At 61.1% G+C, this 17581-nt stretch carries 15 protein-coding genes; 9 read left to right on the plus strand and 6 right to left on the minus strand.

What is annotated here, in order from left to right; translation table 11 throughout:
* Positions 1-2 precede the first annotated feature (2 nt).
* From RTCIAT899_RS30325 to RTCIAT899_RS30345, 5 genes are all read left to right on the plus strand, one after another.
* Positions 3-719: an HAD-IA family hydrolase gene (locus RTCIAT899_RS30325; RefSeq protein ID WP_015343669.1), complete on the plus strand. Its 717-nt coding sequence runs from the start codon at positions 3-5 to the stop codon at positions 717-719.
* A gap of 64 nt (positions 720-783) precedes the next feature.
* Positions 784-2394: an ABC transporter substrate-binding protein gene (locus RTCIAT899_RS30330; protein WP_015343670.1), complete on the plus strand. Its 1611-nt coding sequence runs from the start codon at positions 784-786 to the stop codon at positions 2392-2394.
* 94 nt (positions 2395-2488) lie between these two features.
* Positions 2489-3439: an ABC transporter permease gene (locus RTCIAT899_RS30335; protein WP_015343671.1), complete on the plus strand. Its 951-nt coding sequence runs from the start codon at positions 2489-2491 to the stop codon at positions 3437-3439.
* Positions 3436-4287, plus strand: a complete 852-nt coding sequence (locus tag RTCIAT899_RS30340; RefSeq protein WP_015343672.1) for an ABC transporter permease — start codon at positions 3436-3438, stop codon at positions 4285-4287. The genes RTCIAT899_RS30335 and RTCIAT899_RS30340 overlap by 4 nt, the downstream gene beginning before the upstream one ends.
* A gap of 2 nt (positions 4288-4289) precedes the next feature.
* Entirely contained in the window at positions 4290-5945 is a 1656-nt protein-coding gene (locus RTCIAT899_RS30345) for an ABC transporter ATP-binding protein (RefSeq protein ID WP_015343673.1), read from the plus strand.
* Positions 5946-5975: 30 nt separating this feature from the next.
* On the opposite strand, the gene RTCIAT899_RS30350 is transcribed toward RTCIAT899_RS30345, so the two are convergent.
* Positions 5976-6452, minus strand: coding sequence for an Lrp/AsnC family transcriptional regulator (locus RTCIAT899_RS30350; RefSeq protein ID WP_015343674.1), 477 nt, complete (start codon positions 6450-6452; stop codon positions 5976-5978).
* Between the two features lie 225 nt (positions 6453-6677).
* Here RTCIAT899_RS30350 and RTCIAT899_RS30355 point away from each other — a divergent pair, with 225 nt between their 5' ends.
* Together RTCIAT899_RS30355 and RTCIAT899_RS30360 are read left to right on the plus strand one after the other, a co-directional pair.
* Positions 6678-8003 (plus strand): NAD(P)/FAD-dependent oxidoreductase, encoded by a 1326-nt coding sequence (locus RTCIAT899_RS30355; RefSeq protein ID WP_015343675.1) that lies wholly within the window; start codon positions 6678-6680, stop codon positions 8001-8003.
* A gap of 59 nt (positions 8004-8062) precedes the next feature.
* Positions 8063-8962, plus strand: a complete 900-nt coding sequence (locus tag RTCIAT899_RS30360; RefSeq protein ID WP_015343676.1) for a LysR family transcriptional regulator — start codon at positions 8063-8065, stop codon at positions 8960-8962.
* 31 nt (positions 8963-8993) lie between these two features.
* Here the strand turns inward: RTCIAT899_RS30360 and RTCIAT899_RS30365 are convergent, their stop codons facing one another.
* From RTCIAT899_RS30365 to RTCIAT899_RS30380, 4 genes are read right to left on the minus strand one after another with little or no spacing between them, the layout of a single operon-like run.
* Positions 8994-10364, minus strand: coding sequence for an FAD/NAD(P)-dependent oxidoreductase (locus tag RTCIAT899_RS30365; protein ID WP_015343677.1), 1371 nt, complete (start codon positions 10362-10364; stop codon positions 8994-8996).
* The gene (locus RTCIAT899_RS30370) at positions 10361-10684 is read right to left on the minus strand and encodes a (2Fe-2S)-binding protein (RefSeq protein ID WP_015343678.1); all 324 of its coding nucleotides are present in this window, start codon (positions 10682-10684) and stop codon (positions 10361-10363) included. Before RTCIAT899_RS30370 ends, RTCIAT899_RS30365 begins: the two co-directional genes overlap by 4 nt.
* Positions 10681-12669 (minus strand): hydantoinase B/oxoprolinase family protein, encoded by a 1989-nt coding sequence (locus RTCIAT899_RS30375; RefSeq protein ID WP_015343679.1) that lies wholly within the window; start codon positions 12667-12669, stop codon positions 10681-10683. Before RTCIAT899_RS30375 ends, RTCIAT899_RS30370 begins: the two co-directional genes overlap by 4 nt.
* Before the next feature lie 6 nt (positions 12670-12675).
* Positions 12676-14757, minus strand: a complete 2082-nt coding sequence (locus tag RTCIAT899_RS30380; RefSeq protein ID WP_015343680.1) for a hydantoinase/oxoprolinase family protein — start codon at positions 14755-14757, stop codon at positions 12676-12678.
* A gap of 211 nt (positions 14758-14968) precedes the next feature.
* On the opposite strand from RTCIAT899_RS30380, the gene RTCIAT899_RS30385 reads away from it, so the two are divergent.
* A complete protein-coding gene (locus RTCIAT899_RS30385) occupies positions 14969-16084 on the plus strand; it encodes an NAD(P)/FAD-dependent oxidoreductase (protein ID WP_015343681.1) in 1116 nt (371 codons plus the stop codon).
* Between the two features lie 44 nt (positions 16085-16128).
* On the opposite strand, the gene RTCIAT899_RS33610 is transcribed toward RTCIAT899_RS30385, so the two are convergent.
* The gene (locus RTCIAT899_RS33610; protein WP_154660814.1) at positions 16129-16314 is read right to left on the minus strand and encodes a hypothetical protein; all 186 of its coding nucleotides are present in this window, start codon (positions 16312-16314) and stop codon (positions 16129-16131) included.
* 54 nt (positions 16315-16368) lie between these two features.
* Between RTCIAT899_RS33610 and RTCIAT899_RS30390 the strand changes: the two genes are divergently transcribed.
* A complete protein-coding gene (locus tag RTCIAT899_RS30390) occupies positions 16369-17565 on the plus strand; it encodes an IS256 family transposase (protein WP_004110519.1) in 1197 nt (398 codons plus the stop codon).
* Positions 17566-17581: the final 16 nt, after the last annotated feature.

A 17581-nucleotide genomic window follows, 5' to 3' on the forward strand; every position in this document is an offset into this window, starting at 1 on the left:
ATATGACTAAGTCGTTGGCAGAATTCAAATATATGAGCTTCGACGTTGTCGGAACTCTGATCGACTTTGAAGGCGGCCTCAAAACCTGCCTCAACGAAATTGCAGCTGAAGCGAAGGTGACGATCGACGGCGAGGAGGCGCTCGCGCTCTATCGAGCCGCACGCTACGCCGATGATGCCGATCTGTTTCCCGACGATCTCGTACGTGTCTATCTCGCCATCGCCCCAAAACTCGGTTTGCCGGCCGAAGAGGCCTATGGTCGGCGCCTGCGCGATTCCGCCAGACTATGGAAAGCCTTTCCCGACAGTGCCGAAACCCTGGCGCAGCTTGCCCGCAAATATCGGTTGATTGCCATGACGAACGCCCGCCGCTGGGCCTTCGAACATTTCTCGGCGGAACTTGGGCACCCGTTCCACGCTGCCTTCACCGCCGACGACACCGGCACCGAGAAGCCCGATCCGGCCTTCTTTCACAAGGTCTTCGACTTCGTGGCAGGCGAGAATGCCAGCAAGGACGATATTCTCCACGTAGCGCAGAGCCAGTACCACGATATCGGGGTCTCCCGGCAATTGGGGATGACGAATTGCTGGATCCAGCGCCGTCACGCACAGGCCGGTTACGGCGGCACGATCGAACCGGCCGAATTCACCACGCCGGACTACCACTTCAAATCCATGGCTGAGCTTGCCGAAGCCGTGAGGGCGCTGGAGGCGGCCTGACCAGCCGTCATCATCGTCGCATGCAATAAAAAGCAGACTGCCAACCAGAAAAAAGGGGAATGACATGAACGACAAGATCATGAACTGGACCGCCTCGGATGACGCGATGGTCGAGAACGCCATTCGTCGAGGCGCCACCCGCCGCGAACTTCTCACCATGCTTCTGGCAGGCGGTGTCGCCATGTCGGCGGGCGGCCTGGTGCTCGGCCGGGCATCGAATGCCGTCGCGGCCACGCCCAAATCCGGAGGCAATCTGAAAGCGGCCGGCTGGTCGTCCTCGACCGCCGACACGCTTGACCCTGCCAAGGCATCGCTGTCGACGGACTATGTACGCTGCTGTTCGCTCTATAATCGCCTGACCTTCATCGACAAGGCCGGCGTGACGCAGATGGAGCTCGCCGAAAGCATCGAAAGCAAGGACGCCAAGACCTGGACTATCAAGCTGCGCAAGGGCGTGACATTCCATGACGGCAAGGAGCTGACGGCCGATGATGTCGTCTTCTCGCTCAAACGCCATCTCGATCCCGGCGTTGGCTCGAAAGTCGCCAAGATCGCTGCGCAGATGACCGGCTTCACGGCCGTCGACAAGTCGACGGTCGAAATCACCCTGGCCAACCCGAATGCCGACTTGCCGACCATTCTCGCCCTGCATCACTTCATGATCGTCGCCAACGGCACGACGGACTTCTCGAAGGGCAATGGCACCGGAGCCTTCGTTCTCGAAACCTTCGATCCGGGCAATCGCTCAGTCGTGGTGAAGAACAAGAACTACTGGAAGTCCGGCCAGCCCTACCTCGAGTCGTTTGAGTTCTTTGCGATCAGCGATGACAATGCCCGGGTCAATGCGCTGCTTTCGGGCGACATTCACTACGCCGCTTCGATCAATCCCCGCGCCATGAAGCTGATCGACGGACAGTCGGGCTTTACGCTGTCGAAAACGACGAGCGGCAATTATACCAATCTGAACATGCGCCTCGACATGACACCAGGCAACAAGAAGGACTTCATCGATGGCATGAAGTCGCTGGTCAATCGCGAGCAGATCGTCAAGTCGGCCCTGCGCGGCCTTGGCGAAGTTGCCAATGATCAGCCCGTTTCCCCCGCCAACATCTATCACAACAACGATCTGAAGCCGAAGACCTTCGATCCGGACAAGGCGAAGTTCCATTTCCAGAAGGCCGGCGTGCTCGGACAATCCATTCCGGTGATAGCCTCCGACGCTGCAACTTCGTCGATCGACATGGCGATGATCATCCAGGCGGCCGGCGCAAACATCGGCCTGAAGCTCGATGTCCAGCGTGTTCCTTCCGATGGTTATTGGGATAATTACTGGCTCAAGGCACCGATCCATTTCGGCAACATCAATCCGCGCCCGACGCCGGACATCCTGTTTTCACTTCTCTACGCTTCGAATGCACCGTGGAACGAAAGCCAGTACAAGTCGGAAAAGTTCGACAAGATGCTGATCGAAGCCCGCGGCTTGCTCGATCAGGCCAAGCGCAAGCAGATCTACGCCGAAATGCAGGTGATGATCGCTGAAGAAGCCGGCACCATCATCCCGGCTTACATCTCGAATGTGGATGCACTTTCGGGCAAGGTGCACGGATTGGAAGCCAACCCGCTCGGTGGCATGATGGGTTATGCAATGGCGGAGTATCTGTGGCTCGATGCCTAGCGGCAGCTGAGCCCCCCGGACGGCGCAAACCCGTCCGGGAACCTCCGTTTCGCGAACGCCGTTCGTGTCGTAGATCGCCGCAGGAGCATTGCCATTGAGATCCGAGGTCTCCAATCTCATCCTAAACCGGCTCTTCATCGCGCTCATCACCTTGCTGATCGTGTCATTCGCCGTCTTCTTCGCAACCAGCATGCTGCCGGGAGACACGGCGTCCATCCTGCTCGGCCAGGCAGCGACGCCAGAAGCGGTTGCGGGCCTGCGCAAGGCAATGCATCTCGACGAGCCTGCGATCCTGCGGTTCCTGGAATGGCTTCTGGGCCTGATCAGGGGTGACCTCGGTACGTCCTATGCAAACAATATGCCCGTCGCGGAACTGATCGGCCGCCGCCTGGTTGCGACGTTGGAGCTTGCCGCCATTACGACGTTCGTCTCAGTCCCGCTTGCACTCCTGCTTGGTATTACTTCGGCCATGCTTCGCGGCTCTTATTACGATCGGATTGTCACGATCATTTCCATCGGCGTCATATCGGTGCCGGAATTCATGGTCGCAACGCTTGCGGTGCTGCTGTTCGCCGTCTATCTGCGCTGGCTGCCGGCACTGTCCTCCATCAGCCAGGTGCATACGGTCTTCGATCTTCTGAAGATCTACGCCATGCCCGTCATCACGCTCACCTTCGTCATCTCAGCCCAGATGATCCGCATGACCAGGGCAGCCCTGATCGAGACGCTGAAGACGCCCTATGTGGAAATGGCCCTGCTCAAGGGCGCCTCGCGCGGCCGCATGGTGTTCAGGCACGCATTGCCCAACGCGCTGGGGCCGATCGTCAACGCGGTCGCACTGTCGCTCTCCTATCTCGTCGGCGGCGTGATCATCGTCGAGACCATCTTCAACTATCCGGGTATCGCCAAATTGATGGTGGACGCCGTAGCGACCCGCGATCTCCCGCTCATCCAGAGCTGCGCGATGATCTTCTGCCTCGGTTATCTCCTGCTGATCACCATGGCCGATATCATCGCAATCCTGTCAAATCCGAGGCTGCGATGACCATGAACAGCTTGGCTTCCCGCACCCCTTCCCTTCTCGGCTATAATGTCAGCCTTGTTGGCGTTGTGGCCTTTGCCATAATCCTTGGCTGGACGATCGTCGCATTGTTCGCGCCCTACATGCTCCCCTATTCCGTCGGCGATATCGTCGATACCGACTATTTCGGCCCTATAAGCCGGCAATTGTGGCTCGGCTCGGACTATCTCGGCCGTGACATGTTCTCGCGCGTTTTGATGGGCGCGCGCTATACGGTCGGCATTTCATTGGCTGCGGTCACGCTCTGCTGCTTTTGCGGCGTGACGCTCGGCATGACCGCCGCAGTTGTCGGTGGATGGTTCGACACGATCCTGAGCCGGTTTCTCGATGCTTTGAACTCCATTCCAAGCAAGCTTTTCGGCCTGGTCGTCGTCGCCGCCGTCGGCTCGTCCATTCCGGTGCTGATCATCACGCTTGCCGTCATCTATACGCCCGGCGCCTATCGCTTTGCCCGCGCGCTCGCGGTCAATATCAACACGATGGATTTCATCACGGTTGCCCGCACCCGCGGCGAGCGGGTCGGCTACATTATCGGTTCGGAAATTCTGCCGAACATCATCCGTCCCGTTCTGGCGGATTTCGGTTTGCGCTTCGTCTTCGTCGTTCTCCTGCTGTCCGGTCTATCCTTTCTCGGCCTCGGCTTGCAGCCGCCCTACGCCGACTGGGGAGCCCTGGTCCGCGAAAATATCGGCGGACTGCCCTTCGCAGCACCGGCCGTGATCGTGCCCTCCTTTGCCATTGCCAGCCTCACCATCAGCGTCAACCTGCTGATCGACAACCTGCCGCGCAGGATCAGAGACAGGAGCGCATGACGATGGCCAATCTCGTTGAAATCAAGAATCTGAAAGTCGAGGCGACGACCGATTCCGGGCGTATCGTTGAAATCATCAAGGGCGTCAGTTTCAATATCGCCAAAGGCGAGATTGTCGCGCTCATCGGCGAAAGCGGCTCGGGCAAGACGACGATCGCGCTGACGCTCATGGGGCATGCGCGCGAGAGCTGTCGCATCTCCGGCGGGGAGATCCAAGTCGATGGGCGGGACATGGCCGCCCTTTCCGAAAACGAGCGTTCGAAGGTCCGCGGCACCACGGTTGCCTATATTCCTCAAAGTGCAGCGGCAGCCTTCAACCCGGCAACGAAGATCATGGAGCAGGTGATCGAGGTCACTCGTATTCACGGGTTGATGCCGCCCGAACAAGCGCGCCGGCGCGCGATCGAGCTATTCCGAGCGCTGTCGCTGCCGAACCCCGAAACAATCGGCGAACGATATCCGCATCAGGTCTCGGGAGGCCAGTTGCAGCGGTTGGCCGCAGCCATGGCTCTGATCGGCGAACCCAAGCTGGTCATTTTCGACGAACCGACGACCGCGCTCGATGTGACGACGCAGATCGATGTGCTGAAGGCATTCAAGTCCGTCATCCGTGCCGGCGACATTGCCGGCGTCTATGTTTCACACGATCTGGCGGTCGTCGCCCAGATCGCCGATCGCATCGCCGTGCTCAAGGGCGGCGAAATCCAGGAAATCGCGGAGACGGAGACGATCCTAAGACGGCCGAGCCATCCCTATACGCGCGAGCTGCTCGCCGCCGTCGAGCCGAAACAGGCCTTCCGCAGCAGCGGCGTGGGTGGCTCGATCGCACCGGTGCTTAGCATCGACGGCCTGATAGCGGGCTATGGCGATATCCAGGCCAACGGGCTGCCGGCGGTGTGCGCGGTTCAATCCGTAAGCCTTCAGGTGGAGAAGGGCAGAAATCTCGGCATTATCGGCGAATCCGGATGTGGAAAATCCACACTGGCGCGCGCAATCGCCGGCATATTGCCGGCCATATCAGGCACCATCGGCTTCAATGGCAGCGAGATGAATCGCGCCGCGAAATTGCGCTCGCGCGATCAATTGCGGGAAATGCAGATCGTCTTTCAATATGCCGATACGGCGCTCAATCCGGCAAAGTCTATTGCCGATATTCTCGAGCGGCCCCTGGCCTTCTATCACGGGATGGACCGCAGAGCTCGGGAGGCCAGGGTCGACGAATTGCTCGACATGGTGCGATTGCCGCGTACGCTTCGCTATCGCTATCCGTCGGAATTGTCAGGCGGACAGAAGCAGCGCGTGAATTTTGCGCGCGCGCTTGCGGCAGAGCCACGGCTGATCATTTGCGATGAGATCACATCCGCGCTCGACACGGTGGTTGCGGCGGCGATTATCGACCTTCTTAAGGAACTGCAGCGGGAGCTGCATCTGTCCTACATCTTCATCAGCCACGATCTGTCGGTGGTCGAAGCGATCTGTGATGAGATCGTTGTGATGTATGGCGGCAAGAAAGTTGAACAGATCACACGCGAAGCCGCAGATGCGCCGCGCCACCCCTATTCCCAGTTACTGTTCGGATCCGTTCCCAAGCTCGATCCGGCTTGGCTCGACAATCTCGTTCAGGACCCGGAACTCAAGCGCGAGTATGGCCACGGTTAGCCGGACGCAGCCCGGAAATGCCATTGGACGCTACATGGGAAACAGGCTGGTCAAGGGCATGTGCGCCTTGACGATCGGCGACTTGAGCACCACGAAGCTGAAATACTTGTCGATGCCGATATCCAGGTCGGTCAGGCGTTCCATGATCGTCTGATATTCTCCGATCCCAGCCGTCACGAACTTCAGCATATAGTCGTAGCCACCCGAAACGAGGTGGCATTCGATGACCTGATCGACCTTTTCGACTGCCGACAGGAAACGGGCGAAGTCGATCTGTCGATGGTTCTTGAGTGTGACTTCCGTAAACACGGTCAGCGTCTGGCCGAGTTTCCCGATATTGATCTGGGCCGAGTATCCCTCGATATAGCCTTCCTGCTGCAGTTTCTTGACCCGCATCAGACAGGGGCTCGGCGACAGGTTGACCAGCTCTGCCAATTCGACATTGGTGATGCGGCCGTTCTTCTGAAGTTCGTACAGGATCTTGATGTCGATACGGTCGAGCTTCATCGGCAGATCTTCCCATTTTAAGGCGGCATTTTATGCTGCGAATTCTCGAAGATCGAGCATAACACCATGGCTCATCTTGTCTATTTCATTCTGCAGGAATCGAACCGGCACAATCAGCCGCTTGGTTCCCTATGAGCAGAATCTTATGCTGCATGGCGCGGTTGTGCGGCAGCTTCATGTCCGATCGTTTCGCTATGCTGTCGGCTCGATAGGAGACCCGCATCCATGCCCGCACCGCTTGCCCTTGTCGAAAACTCTCCCGAATTGCCGACGTCCGCCGATGTCGTCGTCATCGGGGCTGGGATTGTCGGCGTTTTTACCGCCTATTATCTGGCAAAGCGGGGTCTCAAGGTCGTTCTCCTCGAAAAGGGTCGCGTCGGCGCCGAGCAGTCCAGCCGCAACTGGGGTTGGTGCAGGCAACAGAACCGCGACGCCCGCGAGCTGCCGATGGCAACGAAGAGTCTCGAGCTCTGGGACCAATTCGCCGCAGAAACGGGAAAGGACACCGGCTTTCGCCGCTGCGGCCTCTTCTATCTGAGCAATAGCGAGGAAGAGCTTGCAGGATGGGCCCGCTGGCGCGATTTTGCCCGCGGCGTCGGTGTGACCACGCATATGCTCGATAGCATTCAGGCCAGCGAGCGCGGCAAGGCGACTGCTCGCATCTGGAAGGGCGGCGTCTTTTCCCCGACCGATGGCATTGCCGATCCGGCCAACGCTGCACCGGCGGTCGCTCGCGCCCTGATGAAACTGGGCGGCTGCCTGCGCCAGAATTGCGCGGCGCGCGGCATAGAAACCGAAGGCGGGAAGCTCTCCGCCGTCGTGACCGAGGAAGGCACGATCAGGACGAGGATTGCCATCCTGTCCGGCGGTGCCTGGGCTTCGTCCTTCTGCCGCCAGCTCGGTATCCGCTTCCCGCAGGCGTCGATCCGCTCGTCGATCCTTTCCGTCAGCGCCGGCGACGGCGAACTCCCGGATGCTCTTCATACTGCGTATGTTTCGGTGACGCGCAGAGGCGACGGCGGCCATACGCTCGCCATCAGCGGCCGTGGCCGCGTCGATCCCACGCCACAGAACATGCGGTTCGGGGCACAGTTTCTCCCGATGTTCGTTCGCCGCTGGCGCGCGCTCTCTCTCGGCGGCTTCGAGGGCTTTCGCAGCGGCCACGAAAGCCTGTCGCGCTGGCGTCTGGACCAGCCGACGCCGATGGAGCGGATGCGTATCCTCGATCCAGTCGTCGATAGAGGCACGATCCAGCTTACCTACGACCGTGCGCGCGAATTGCTGCCTGCCATCGCAAACCGCCGCATCACCGCAAGTTGGGCTGGCTACATCGATTCGACCCCTGACGGCGTGCCCGGCATCGGCGAGATCGCATCCATACCGGGCTTTGTGCTGGCGGCCGGTTTCAGCGGTCACGGCTTCGGCATCGGACCGGGTGCCGGCCACCTGATCGCCGATATCGTCACCGGTGCCACGCCGATGGTCGACCCGAAACCCTATCACCCCGACCGTTTCCTGCAATCCGCATGGGGCAAGGTAGCCGACTTCTGAAATGGCTCGTCCGTGCTAGACTTCGCCGGCAACCGAACCAGACCAAATGGATTTTCCTGATGCAGGCCCGTCAGCTCGAAGTCTTCTGCATGCTGATGCGATCCGGAACGGTGACCGGCGCTGCCGCCATGCTCAACATCACGCAGCCGGCGCTGAGCCAGATATTGCTGCATGCCGAAGACCAGCTGGGGTTCAAACTCTTCAACCGCGTGCGTGGCAAGCTGGTCCCGACGAGAGAGGCTGAAGAACTGTATCCGGAGGCCGAGCGCATCTTTTCCGAGCTCGGAGCGCTGCGGCGCCGAACGACCGACATGCGCTTCGGGCGGACCGGCTTGATCAGGATCGCGGCCACGACACCACCGGCCATGTCGATCGTACCCAAGGCGCTTCTCGCCTTCAGGACGACCTATCCGGATATCGTCGTCCGCTCGCTGATCGCGCCGCTGATCAATGTCGTGGATATGATCCGCAATGGCGATGCCCCGCTCGGCATCGTCATGAACAACATTGCGCGGCCCGGCATCGATGTCGAAACGCTCGGATATGCCGAACTCATCTGCATCGTGCCGGAAGGGCACCATCTTGCCGCGCGCGATTGCATCACCTTCGCCGATCTTCAGAACGAGACGTTGATTTCCTACCGCGCCGATACCTTCCCCGGCCAGCTGCTTGCCAATGCCGCAGCTTCGGAAAACCAGGCGTTCAATCCCGCGATCGAGATCGATATCTCCATTACCGCCTTGCCTTTTGTCCGCAATGGTTTCGGTGTCGCGATCGTGGATGGTCTGCTGCCGTGGGAGCAGTTTCCCGGCCTCGTGCGCCGGCCGCTGTTGCCACGAAAGACAGTTCCGATCGCGCTGCTGACCAGCCGGGACCGCCCCCTGACGGGCAGCCACCTTATGATGCGCGATTATTTGCGCCAGGCCTGTGCCGGCGCGCTGAAGGATGGCGCGGAGTAAAATCGCGCCCATACGGTCAAAGCTAACATGGTCAGCTCTCGTTTATCCAGGCTCCGATCGGCAGCGGACGAACAGGCGCCTGCTCACGCAGGCTGCCGACCTCGCGGACGGGGATTCCCGCACGCTCCGCAATCAGTTCGGCGCCGGCGAGCTGACAAAACCGCCCCTGGCATCGTCCCATGCCCACCCGCACCACTGACTTCACCCGGTTTGCCTCACCTCCGGTATAGTCGACACTTCCACGCAGATCGCCGGCGCTGATGCCCTCGCAACGGCAAACCATCGTTTCATCGGGAACGGATCGGACCATGCCGGCAGGCCAGGGGAAAGCGCGGGCGATTGCGCGAGCAAAGCGTTCGTAGCGGGCGAGCCGACGGAGGTCCCGTGCCGGATTTGGATAAGGCAATCCCATATCGGCAAGGCAGGCGCTCGCGGCAAGCCGCCCCGCAACTTCCGCGCCATCGGCGCCAAGAATCCGCAGGCCGTCGCCGGCGAGATAGACACCATCTGCGGAGCGGCCCATCCGGTCCGCCTGCGGCAGCCATTGAGCCCAGCCCGGATCGTAATCGAAGCTGCATTGGGCCAGGCCGGCAAGCTGCGTTTCGGCTCTCAGGTGCCAGCCAATGCCGACCATATCGCATTCGGTATGACGGTCGCGCCCGTCGGCATCCCGCCAGCGAACGGCCGTCGGGCCGCTCTCGTCGCTGACGATATCGGTCAGTGTCACGCCTGCATGATATATCAGGCCGAGTTTCAGTCGCATTGCCAGGCCCCGCAGAACCAGGACCGGTCTTGCCATCATGTCCGGAAGGGCAAGGATCTGGTTTCGAACCGAGGAGGTATCGAGAACGGCTGCGACATTCGCTCCTGCCTTCACGAGCTGGATCGCAACGAGGGTCAGCAGGGGGCCGGAGCCCGCGAGAACGATCCTTCGCCCCAAGGCGACGCCCTGCGCCTTCAGGGCGATCTGCGCGGCCCCGAGACTGTAGACGCCAGGCGCCTGCCAGCCAGGCAGCGGCACCAGCCGGTCGGTCGCACCGGTCGCCAGGATCAGCCTGTTATAGGCGACCTCCCGGCGGCCGGCTGATGTCAGCACCTGCAGCACATTGGCGGCGAGCGCCATCGCTGAGCTTTGAGGATGGTATTCGACCTCGCCGCGAGCGACCATACGATCGAAGAGGGAATGAAGGGCAAGGGCTTTGCCGGCCTCCGAACCATAGAGCTGCTGGGCTGACCGCGTAAAACCCTCCGGGGGGCGACGATATATCTGGCCGCCGGCCCTCATCCCCTCGTCGATGACGACGGGCCGGATACCGGCGGCCACCAGAAGCTCGGCTGCGCGGATGCCCGCCGGACCGGCACCGACAATCACTATTGCCTTCCGGTCATTCGCCACCGTCATGGCCAATCTCCCGGCGCCTGGGTCGTCAGGGACATGCCGTTGCCGACGAGGGTCGAACAGGCGCGCAGTCGGGTTCCATTCTGCTGCCAGACCCAGCAATCCTGGCAGGCGCCCATCAGGCAGAAGCCCGCGCGTCCCTCCGGCCCGAATTCGGATCGCCGAAGAACCGGTGAGAATGTCAGCATGGCCGTCAGTACCGTGTCGCCGGCCAAGGCTTCCCGTTCGATGCCGTCGAGCAGGAAGCGAACGGGTGCCCGGCCTTGCTCGGCGAGACGGACGATGCGCCCCGCTTCTCCGGCCAGACGCGGACCTTTGCTCATTCCGCCGCCTCTTTGATTTGAAGACGAACCTCGGGCATTTCCGGGAACCGGGCGCGGACATCGGCAAAAGCCGCGGCAACGCCCTCATGTCCCGCACGTCCCTTCATTCGGCGGAAAATCTCCGTCTTGGTGAAGAAGCGCCAATGGATCGGGAGACAGGCGAGAATATCCGTGAGCAGGTTATAGGCCGCGGGTGTCCATTGCGCCTCGTAGCCTTCACGCTCGTCACCGTAGTGAAAGTGGGCCGCTGGACTCGTACGCGATGCCCTGAGACGGGATGTTTCGGCTTCGTCCACCTTGCCGTTGCGAATGACTACACCATAATCGCGCTCGGCCACTTCCACGGAAACATAGCCGCGCTCCACATCCTGCAGCACGCGCCAGGCCTCGCGCTCAAGCGGATTTCCGCGACCGCCGCCTCCGGCCGAACGAATCTCGAGGACATCACCCGGCTGCAGGACGGCGGTATCGATATTGCCGAGCCGGTGATAATCCTCGCGCCCGGGGTTCAATACCATGTCGGAAAGCCCTGCAGCCTTGCCGCCGAGCAGTCCCCAGGGACGGAAGAAACTGCGGTCGCGGTTGCGGGCGGTGATACGGCTCCCTGGCGCGAAAACGCGGAACGCCATTTCGGTCGCCAGGCCTCCACGCCAGCGGCCGGCGCCGCCACTGTCTCTGGCAAGCCCGTATTTGACGAACTCGATCGGCACTTCGGTTTCCGTGATTTCGATCGGCGTATTCTTCAGATAGGCAGCATCGGCACCCGAACCGTTGGTTCCGTCACGATGCGGCATCCCGCCGCCGCCGCCGACCACCGGGTTGACGGCGGCGATTACGCTGCGGCCCGTCCGCTCGTCCGTGGTCATGACGTTGACGATGCAATTGTTGCCGGCCGGCGCGGCGGGCAGCAATTCGGGAACCGCCTGGCAGAAGGCGCCGAAGATCACGGACCGCAAGCGCGCGCAGGTGAGCGAACGCATACCGACAGCCGCCGGCGATACCGGATTGAGAACGCTCCCCTGGGGTGCAATGCAGGTAAAGGGGCGGGTCAGCCCGGTGTTGAGCAGGGTCTTGGGGTTCAGCGTGTAGAGAATGTAATAGACGCCGACCAGCAGCATGGTGTGGCGCGGATCGCCGCCCGAGGGAACGTTGAGCGACGAGCCAAGCTGCGGATCGGAGCCGGTAAAATCGAGGATCGCCTCATCGCCCCTGATCGTCAGCGTCAGCTTCAGCCGGCATGGATTGGCCTCGACGGAATCCTCATCCGCATAATCGACGAATTCCCACGTGCCATCAGGCATTGTCCGCAGGAGATCGCGCGCCTGCGCTTCGGCGTGATCGAGAAGCAAGTCGGCGCCTTCGAGAAACGCCTGCTTGCCGAATTTCTCGACCATGGCCAGGATCTTGCGCTCGCCGGTGTTGAGCGCTCCGACCAGCGCCTTGATGTCGCCGATGTTGAGGTCTGGTTTACGCACATTCGTGGTCATGATTTTCAGGATGTCTTCGTCGAAGACGCCTTCATTGACCAGCTTCATCGGCGGAAAACGAATGCCTTCCTGATGGATCTCCGTCAACGCGCGCGACAGAGAGGCCGGCACGGCGCCGCCCATATCGGTGTTATGGATATGCCCGCCGGTCCAGGCGATGATCTCGCCGTCATAGAAAACCGGCTTCCAGAGATGCGTATCCGGTGCGTGCGTGGCGACGAAGCAGGAATAGGGATCGTTGGTAAAGGCGACGTCGCCCGGCTTGTAATCCCTAATCATTTCGATGGCGCGGGTATAGGTAAGTCCCGGATACCATGTCGCGCCAAGGCCCATCGGGACGCCGAAGGTTTCCCCCTTGCGATTGATCAGCATGACGGTGAAATCCTCCGTCTCCTTGACGAAGGCCGAATGGGCTGTGCGCTGCAGCGTATAGGCCATGTTTTCGGCGGCGGCCCGGGTGTGGTTGGCAAACACTTGAAGGTTCGAACGGTCGAACATGGGCCGCTACTCCGAAAATGTGAGATGAAGGTTCAGGTGGCGATCGATCGTTACCTGCGTGCCAGCCGGAATGGCGAAGGTCGTATCGTCCTGGGCTACGACGGCGGGCCCGCTGAAGTGTCCGCCCGGATGCAACTGGTCTCGCCGGTATAGTCCGATCCATTCGAACGCCTTGCCGGTATAGACCGGTATTTCGCGTTCGGGTTCGGCCATGCCGACAATCTCGCCGAGGCCGACGGTCGTTTGCGGCGCCGGTCCGGCGCCGATGGCGGACAGACGGAGATTGACGATCTCGATCCTGCCGTCCGGATCGGCAAAATCATAGAGGCGGGCGTGCATGGCATGGAACGCCTCTTCCATTGCGGCGAGATCGCCTTCCGCTACCCAGGCCGCCCGCAGCGGCACTTCGATTTCAAAGCTTTGGCCGACATAGCGCATGTCGGCGGAAATCCGCAGTTCGGCAGGTCCTTCATAGCCTTGCTTGATAAGCCAGCTTCGTCCTTCGGCCGACAGCGCTTCCGAAGAGCCGCGCAGCAACGGCACGGCCTCCGGCGACAGATGCGTGAAGATCGTTTTGATGAAGTCGCCGCGCAGATCCGCGACCAGACCGCCGAGAGCCGATACAACGCCCGGGCGCGGCGGCCCGATGACCTTCGCCATGCGAAATTCGCGAGCGAGGAACGCGCCCAACATGGGGCCGCCGCCGCCGAACGGCATGAGGGTAAACTCCCGCAAGTCGACGCCGGCCCGCGATGCGAGCTTTTCCACCTCGACGAACATCTCCGAGATCGCAATGTCGAGAATGGCCTGGGACACCTCTTCAACCGAACGCCCGATACGCTCGGCAAGCGTTGCGACGGCTGTGCGTGCCAGCCCGACATCGACCTGCAACTGACCGTAGGCCATCTCGCTATGCCCGAGCCAGCCGCAGACGGCCATGGCATCGGTCACGGTCGCTTGCGTGCCACCGCGGCCATAACAGGCGGGACCGGGTGTGGAGCCGGCCGATTCCGGCCCCACCCGCAAGACGCCATGGGCATCGATGCTGGCAATGGAGCCTCCGCCGATGCCGATGGAGCTGACGGAGACCGAGGGAATGTGAAGCGGAAACTCGCCGATCAATTCGCCTGTCCCGAATTGCGGCTCGCCGTTGATGATCAACGCGAAGTCTGCCGAGGTGCCGCCGATATCGAGGGTGAGGACATGTTTCTCACCGGCGAGACGCGCCAGCCAGGCGGCGCCGATCACGCCAGAGGCCGTGCCGGAAAGCAGCATCTGGACGCAGGAACGCTTTCCTTCCGCCGCGTTCATCACGCCGCCGTTCGATTTCGTCAGCAGCGCCGGCGCCTTCACCCCTCGCGATGCGAGCTTGTCCTCAAGAGCCGTCAGGTAACCCGAAACCCTCGGATGGACGTAACCGTTGAGGATCGCGGTCGTCGTGCGCTCATATTCGCGGATGACCGGCCACACTTCCGAGGAGGTGAAGACGAAGAGGTCGGGCGCGAGCTTCTCGATTTCGTTCTTGACCGCGGTTTCCTGGGCATCGTCGCGCCAGGAGTGCAGGAAGGAGATGATGATGCCCGCCGCGCCCTTGGCCCTTGCGGCTGCTACGGCCGCGGCAACCGCCTTCATGTCCGGTGCCTGCGCTTCGCTGCCATCGGCCCGCAACCGCGCGGGGATACCGAAGATCATGTCGCGTGCGATGAGCTGTTCCGGCCGCGAGCAGAACAGAGAATAGACGTCAGACATTCTCAGCCGGGCCAGTTCGATGACATCCTCGAAACCGGCATTCGTCATGAGCGCGAGCGACACACCGCGCCTCTGGATAACGGTGTTGATACCGACCGTGGTGCCGTGAACGAAGCGGCTGATGGCCTCCGGCTCCAATCCCTCGCGCTCGGCAAGCAACGAGAGCCCGGTCATCAATTCGGCACCCGGATCATCGGGCGTCGTCAGCACCTTGAGCGAAGCGACGCGACCGGAGCGGCTTTCCAGCGCGCAGAAGTCGATGAAGGTGCCGCCGATGTCGACACCGATCTTCCAATCCTGCTGCGAAGCCCCTCGAGCCTGCCCTGCCGCGTCCGCCATGTCCGTTCCTTTCCGTTGTCTGTCATGAAACTGGCACGGACGGATCGGCAAGGTCCAAGAGCGAAAATGCCAAAGGTCATAAGCCGGACTTATGCCATGACGATCGGCAAACCCATAGGCTGGACTTATGGGCGTTGCGTAATCCCGACTTTGACAGCGGCAAGCCGGCTCGGACAAGCTGGAGGTTGTTTTCAGCCTCTGGAGATCCTCAATGGATGCTATCGTGCTGGGCGGCGGGCTCATGGGAGCTGCTTCCGCCTTTTTTCTCGCCCGGCGCGGCATTCGCGTGACGCTTATCGAACGCAATCGCGTCGGAAGCGCCGCGACGGTGGCGTCCTTCGGCAATATCAGGCGAAGCGGCCGATATATACCGCAATTGCCGCTTGCTCACCGCTCGCTTGCCCTGTGGGGACAGGCCGAGGCCATGCTCGGACGCGACGTGGAATTCCGCGCAACCGGCCATCTGCGGCTGGTATTCAGCCAGGAAGGACTTGCGGCGATGCGGTCCTTCGTCAAGGAGGCCCGGCCGTGGGGACTGGAGCTGGAGGAGTTGACCGCGGGGGAGGTGCGATCTCGCTTTTCGGGTCTTGGCCCCGATGCGATCGCGGCATCCTTTTCTCCGAACGATGGAAGCGGCAATCCGCGTCTTATCGCACCGGCTTTCGCTCATGCCGCTCGAAAATTGGGCGCCGACATCGTCGAAAATGTCGGCATCGGCGCTATCAGAAAAAGTGCCTATGGATTTCAGGTCGAAACGTCGAAGGGCTCGCATGAAGCCTCAATGTTGCTGAACACCACTGGTGCCTGGGGTACACGCGTCGCGAGCCTGTTCGCAGAGACGGTTCCGATCGTTGCCAAAGGTCCGCAAATGGGCGTAACGGAACCTCTCCCCTATCGCATTCTCCCGGTCGTCGGCGTCTGGGCGCATGATCACGGCGGCGGGTACCTGCGGCAGGTGGAACGGGGCAACATCGTCTTCGGCGGCGGCGCCGAACGCACCGACGTGTCGCTCGATACCGGATACGCCAAGGCGGACCCTACTCGCTTGCCGGGACAGCTTCGTTCGCTGCTGCCGATCTTGCCGGCGCTGAAAAACGTTGCGGTGATACGCACTTGGTCGGGTTGCGAGGGCTATGTCGAGGATGGCCTTCCGGTGATGGGACGGTCATCGACGACACCGGGGCTCTTCCATGCATTCGGCTTTTCCGGCCATGGTTTCCAACTCGGACCCGGTGTCGGCGACGTCATGGCTGAGATCATGGCGACAGGGAAAACGGATATTCCGCTACAGGATTTCCGCATCGAGCGCTTCGCAAAGCCGAATTGACTTTCAGGCCGATTTGCCTCGCCGGCCTGCAATCAAAGCGCGATCTACCGCTTAGCGTTTTCAGATACCGTAAAAACACCAAACATTGGCGAATTTTTCGCGCGATATGAGTGTGCATAGCCTTTGCCGTCATCATATCTTGATACGCCAATTTGTTGTATTTTAATATCAATGGAAACGGCGCAACTGATCGTGTCCCATGGAGTGGTGTAGCTTGATTTCATAGCCATCGGTGATTTCCGGTAGGGTCGGGTTGCTTAGAGCCAACCTGAGGGACACCACCGATGACCGACGACATGATGAACCTGCGCTCACTCGTTGAGAAGAGCGCTGATGCCGATTTGCTGCGGGAGATGATCGGCTTTGCTGCCGAGAAGCTGATGGCGCTGGAGGTCGGCACGAAGACCGGCGCGGCCTATGGCGAGAAGAATGGCTTCCGGCTGGCCCAGCGTAACGGCTATCGCGACCGGGATTGGGAGACACGGGCGGGCACCGTCGAGCTGCGCATTCCCAAGCTTCGCACCGGCAGCTACTTCCCGAGCTTCCTGGAGCCGCGCCGCATGGCCGAGAAGGCTCTGACGGCGGTCATCCAGGAGGCTTATATCCAGGGTGTTTCGACCCGCTCTGTTGATGACCTCGTCAAGGCCATGGGCATGTCGGGCATCTCCAAAAGTCAGGTGTCCCGGCTCTGCGAGGAGATCGATGAGAAGGTGAAGGCCTTCCTCGACAGGCCCATCGAAGGAGAATGGCCCTACCTGTGGATCGATGCGACCTACCTCAAGGTTCGGCGCGGTGGTCGTATTGTCTCCGTCGCCGTAATCATCGCCGTCGGCGTCAACACCGATGGCCGACGCGAAGTGCTCGGCATGGAGATCGGCACGTCCGAGGCCGAGGCGATCTGGACCGAGTTTCTTCGAAAGCTGATCAGGCGGGGGCTGCGCGGCGTCAAGCTCGTCGTCTCCGATGCCCATGAGGGCATCAAGGCCGCAGTATCGAAAGTGCTTTCCGCCACCTGGCAGCGCTGCAGGGTGCACTTTATGCGCAATGCCTTGGCCCATGCTGGAAAGAGCGGACGCCGGGTTGTCTCCGCGTTCATTGCAACGGCCTTCGCTCAGGACACGCCGGAGGCCGCAAGCACTCAGTGGCGCAACGTCGCCGACCAGATCAGGCCAAAGGTACCGAAGCTCGCCAGTCTCATGGACAGTGCCGAGCAAGACGTGCTCGCCTACATGACCTTTCCCAAGCAGCATTGGGCCAAACTTCACTCGACCAACCCCATTGAGCGATTGAACGGTGAGATCAAGCGGCGCACAGAGGTCGTCGGCATTTTCCCCAACGACGACGCCATCGTGCGCCTGGTCGGTGCGCTGCTGCTCGAACAGAACGATGAATGGGCCGTCCAGCGATCCCGCTACATGACACTTGAGACAATCGCCACAATGAGCGATGATCCGCTCATCAGCCTGCCAGCAGCAAGCTGATACTCATCCGACCCTC

Origin of the sequence: Rhizobium tropici CIAT 899 (assembly GCF_000330885.1) — a bacterium.
Taxonomy (GTDB): Bacteria; Pseudomonadota; Alphaproteobacteria; order Rhizobiales; family Rhizobiaceae; genus Rhizobium; species Rhizobium tropici.

Excerpts from the sequence above, each read along its gene's own strand:
- RTCIAT899_RS30360 (WP_015343676.1), top strand. The coding sequence starts at position 8,063 with ATGCAGGCCCGTCAGCTCGAAGTCTTCTGCATGCTGATGCGATCCGGA.
- RTCIAT899_RS30370 (WP_015343678.1), bottom strand. The coding sequence starts at position 10,684 with ATGAGCAAAGGTCCGCGTCTGGCCGGAGAAGCGGGGCGCATCGTCCGT.
- RTCIAT899_RS30375 (WP_015343679.1), bottom strand. The coding sequence starts at position 12,669 with ATGTTCGACCGTTCGAACCTTCAAGTGTTTGCCAACCACACCCGGGCC.
- RTCIAT899_RS30350 (WP_015343674.1), bottom strand. The coding sequence starts at position 6,452 with ATGAAGCTCGACCGTATCGACATCAAGATCCTGTACGAACTTCAGAAG.
- RTCIAT899_RS30325 (WP_015343669.1), top strand. The coding sequence starts at position 3 with ATGACTAAGTCGTTGGCAGAATTCAAATATATGAGCTTCGACGTTGTC.
- RTCIAT899_RS30365 (WP_015343677.1), bottom strand. The coding sequence starts at position 10,364 with ATGACGGTGGCGAATGACCGGAAGGCAATAGTGATTGTCGGTGCCGGT.
- RTCIAT899_RS30330 (WP_015343670.1), top strand. The coding sequence starts at position 784 with ATGAACGACAAGATCATGAACTGGACCGCCTCGGATGACGCGATGGTC.
- RTCIAT899_RS30345 (WP_015343673.1), top strand. The coding sequence starts at position 4,290 with ATGGCCAATCTCGTTGAAATCAAGAATCTGAAAGTCGAGGCGACGACC.
- RTCIAT899_RS30340 (WP_015343672.1), top strand. The coding sequence starts at position 3,436 with ATGACCATGAACAGCTTGGCTTCCCGCACCCCTTCCCTTCTCGGCTAT.
- RTCIAT899_RS30385 (WP_015343681.1), top strand. The coding sequence starts at position 14,969 with ATGGATGCTATCGTGCTGGGCGGCGGGCTCATGGGAGCTGCTTCCGCC.
- RTCIAT899_RS30355 (WP_015343675.1), top strand. The coding sequence starts at position 6,678 with ATGCCCGCACCGCTTGCCCTTGTCGAAAACTCTCCCGAATTGCCGACG.
- RTCIAT899_RS30380 (WP_015343680.1), bottom strand. The coding sequence starts at position 14,757 with ATGGCGGACGCGGCAGGGCAGGCTCGAGGGGCTTCGCAGCAGGATTGG.
- RTCIAT899_RS33610 (WP_154660814.1), bottom strand. The coding sequence starts at position 16,314 with ATGGCTATGAAATCAAGCTACACCACTCCATGGGACACGATCAGTTGC.
- RTCIAT899_RS30390 (WP_004110519.1), top strand. The coding sequence starts at position 16,369 with ATGACCGACGACATGATGAACCTGCGCTCACTCGTTGAGAAGAGCGCT.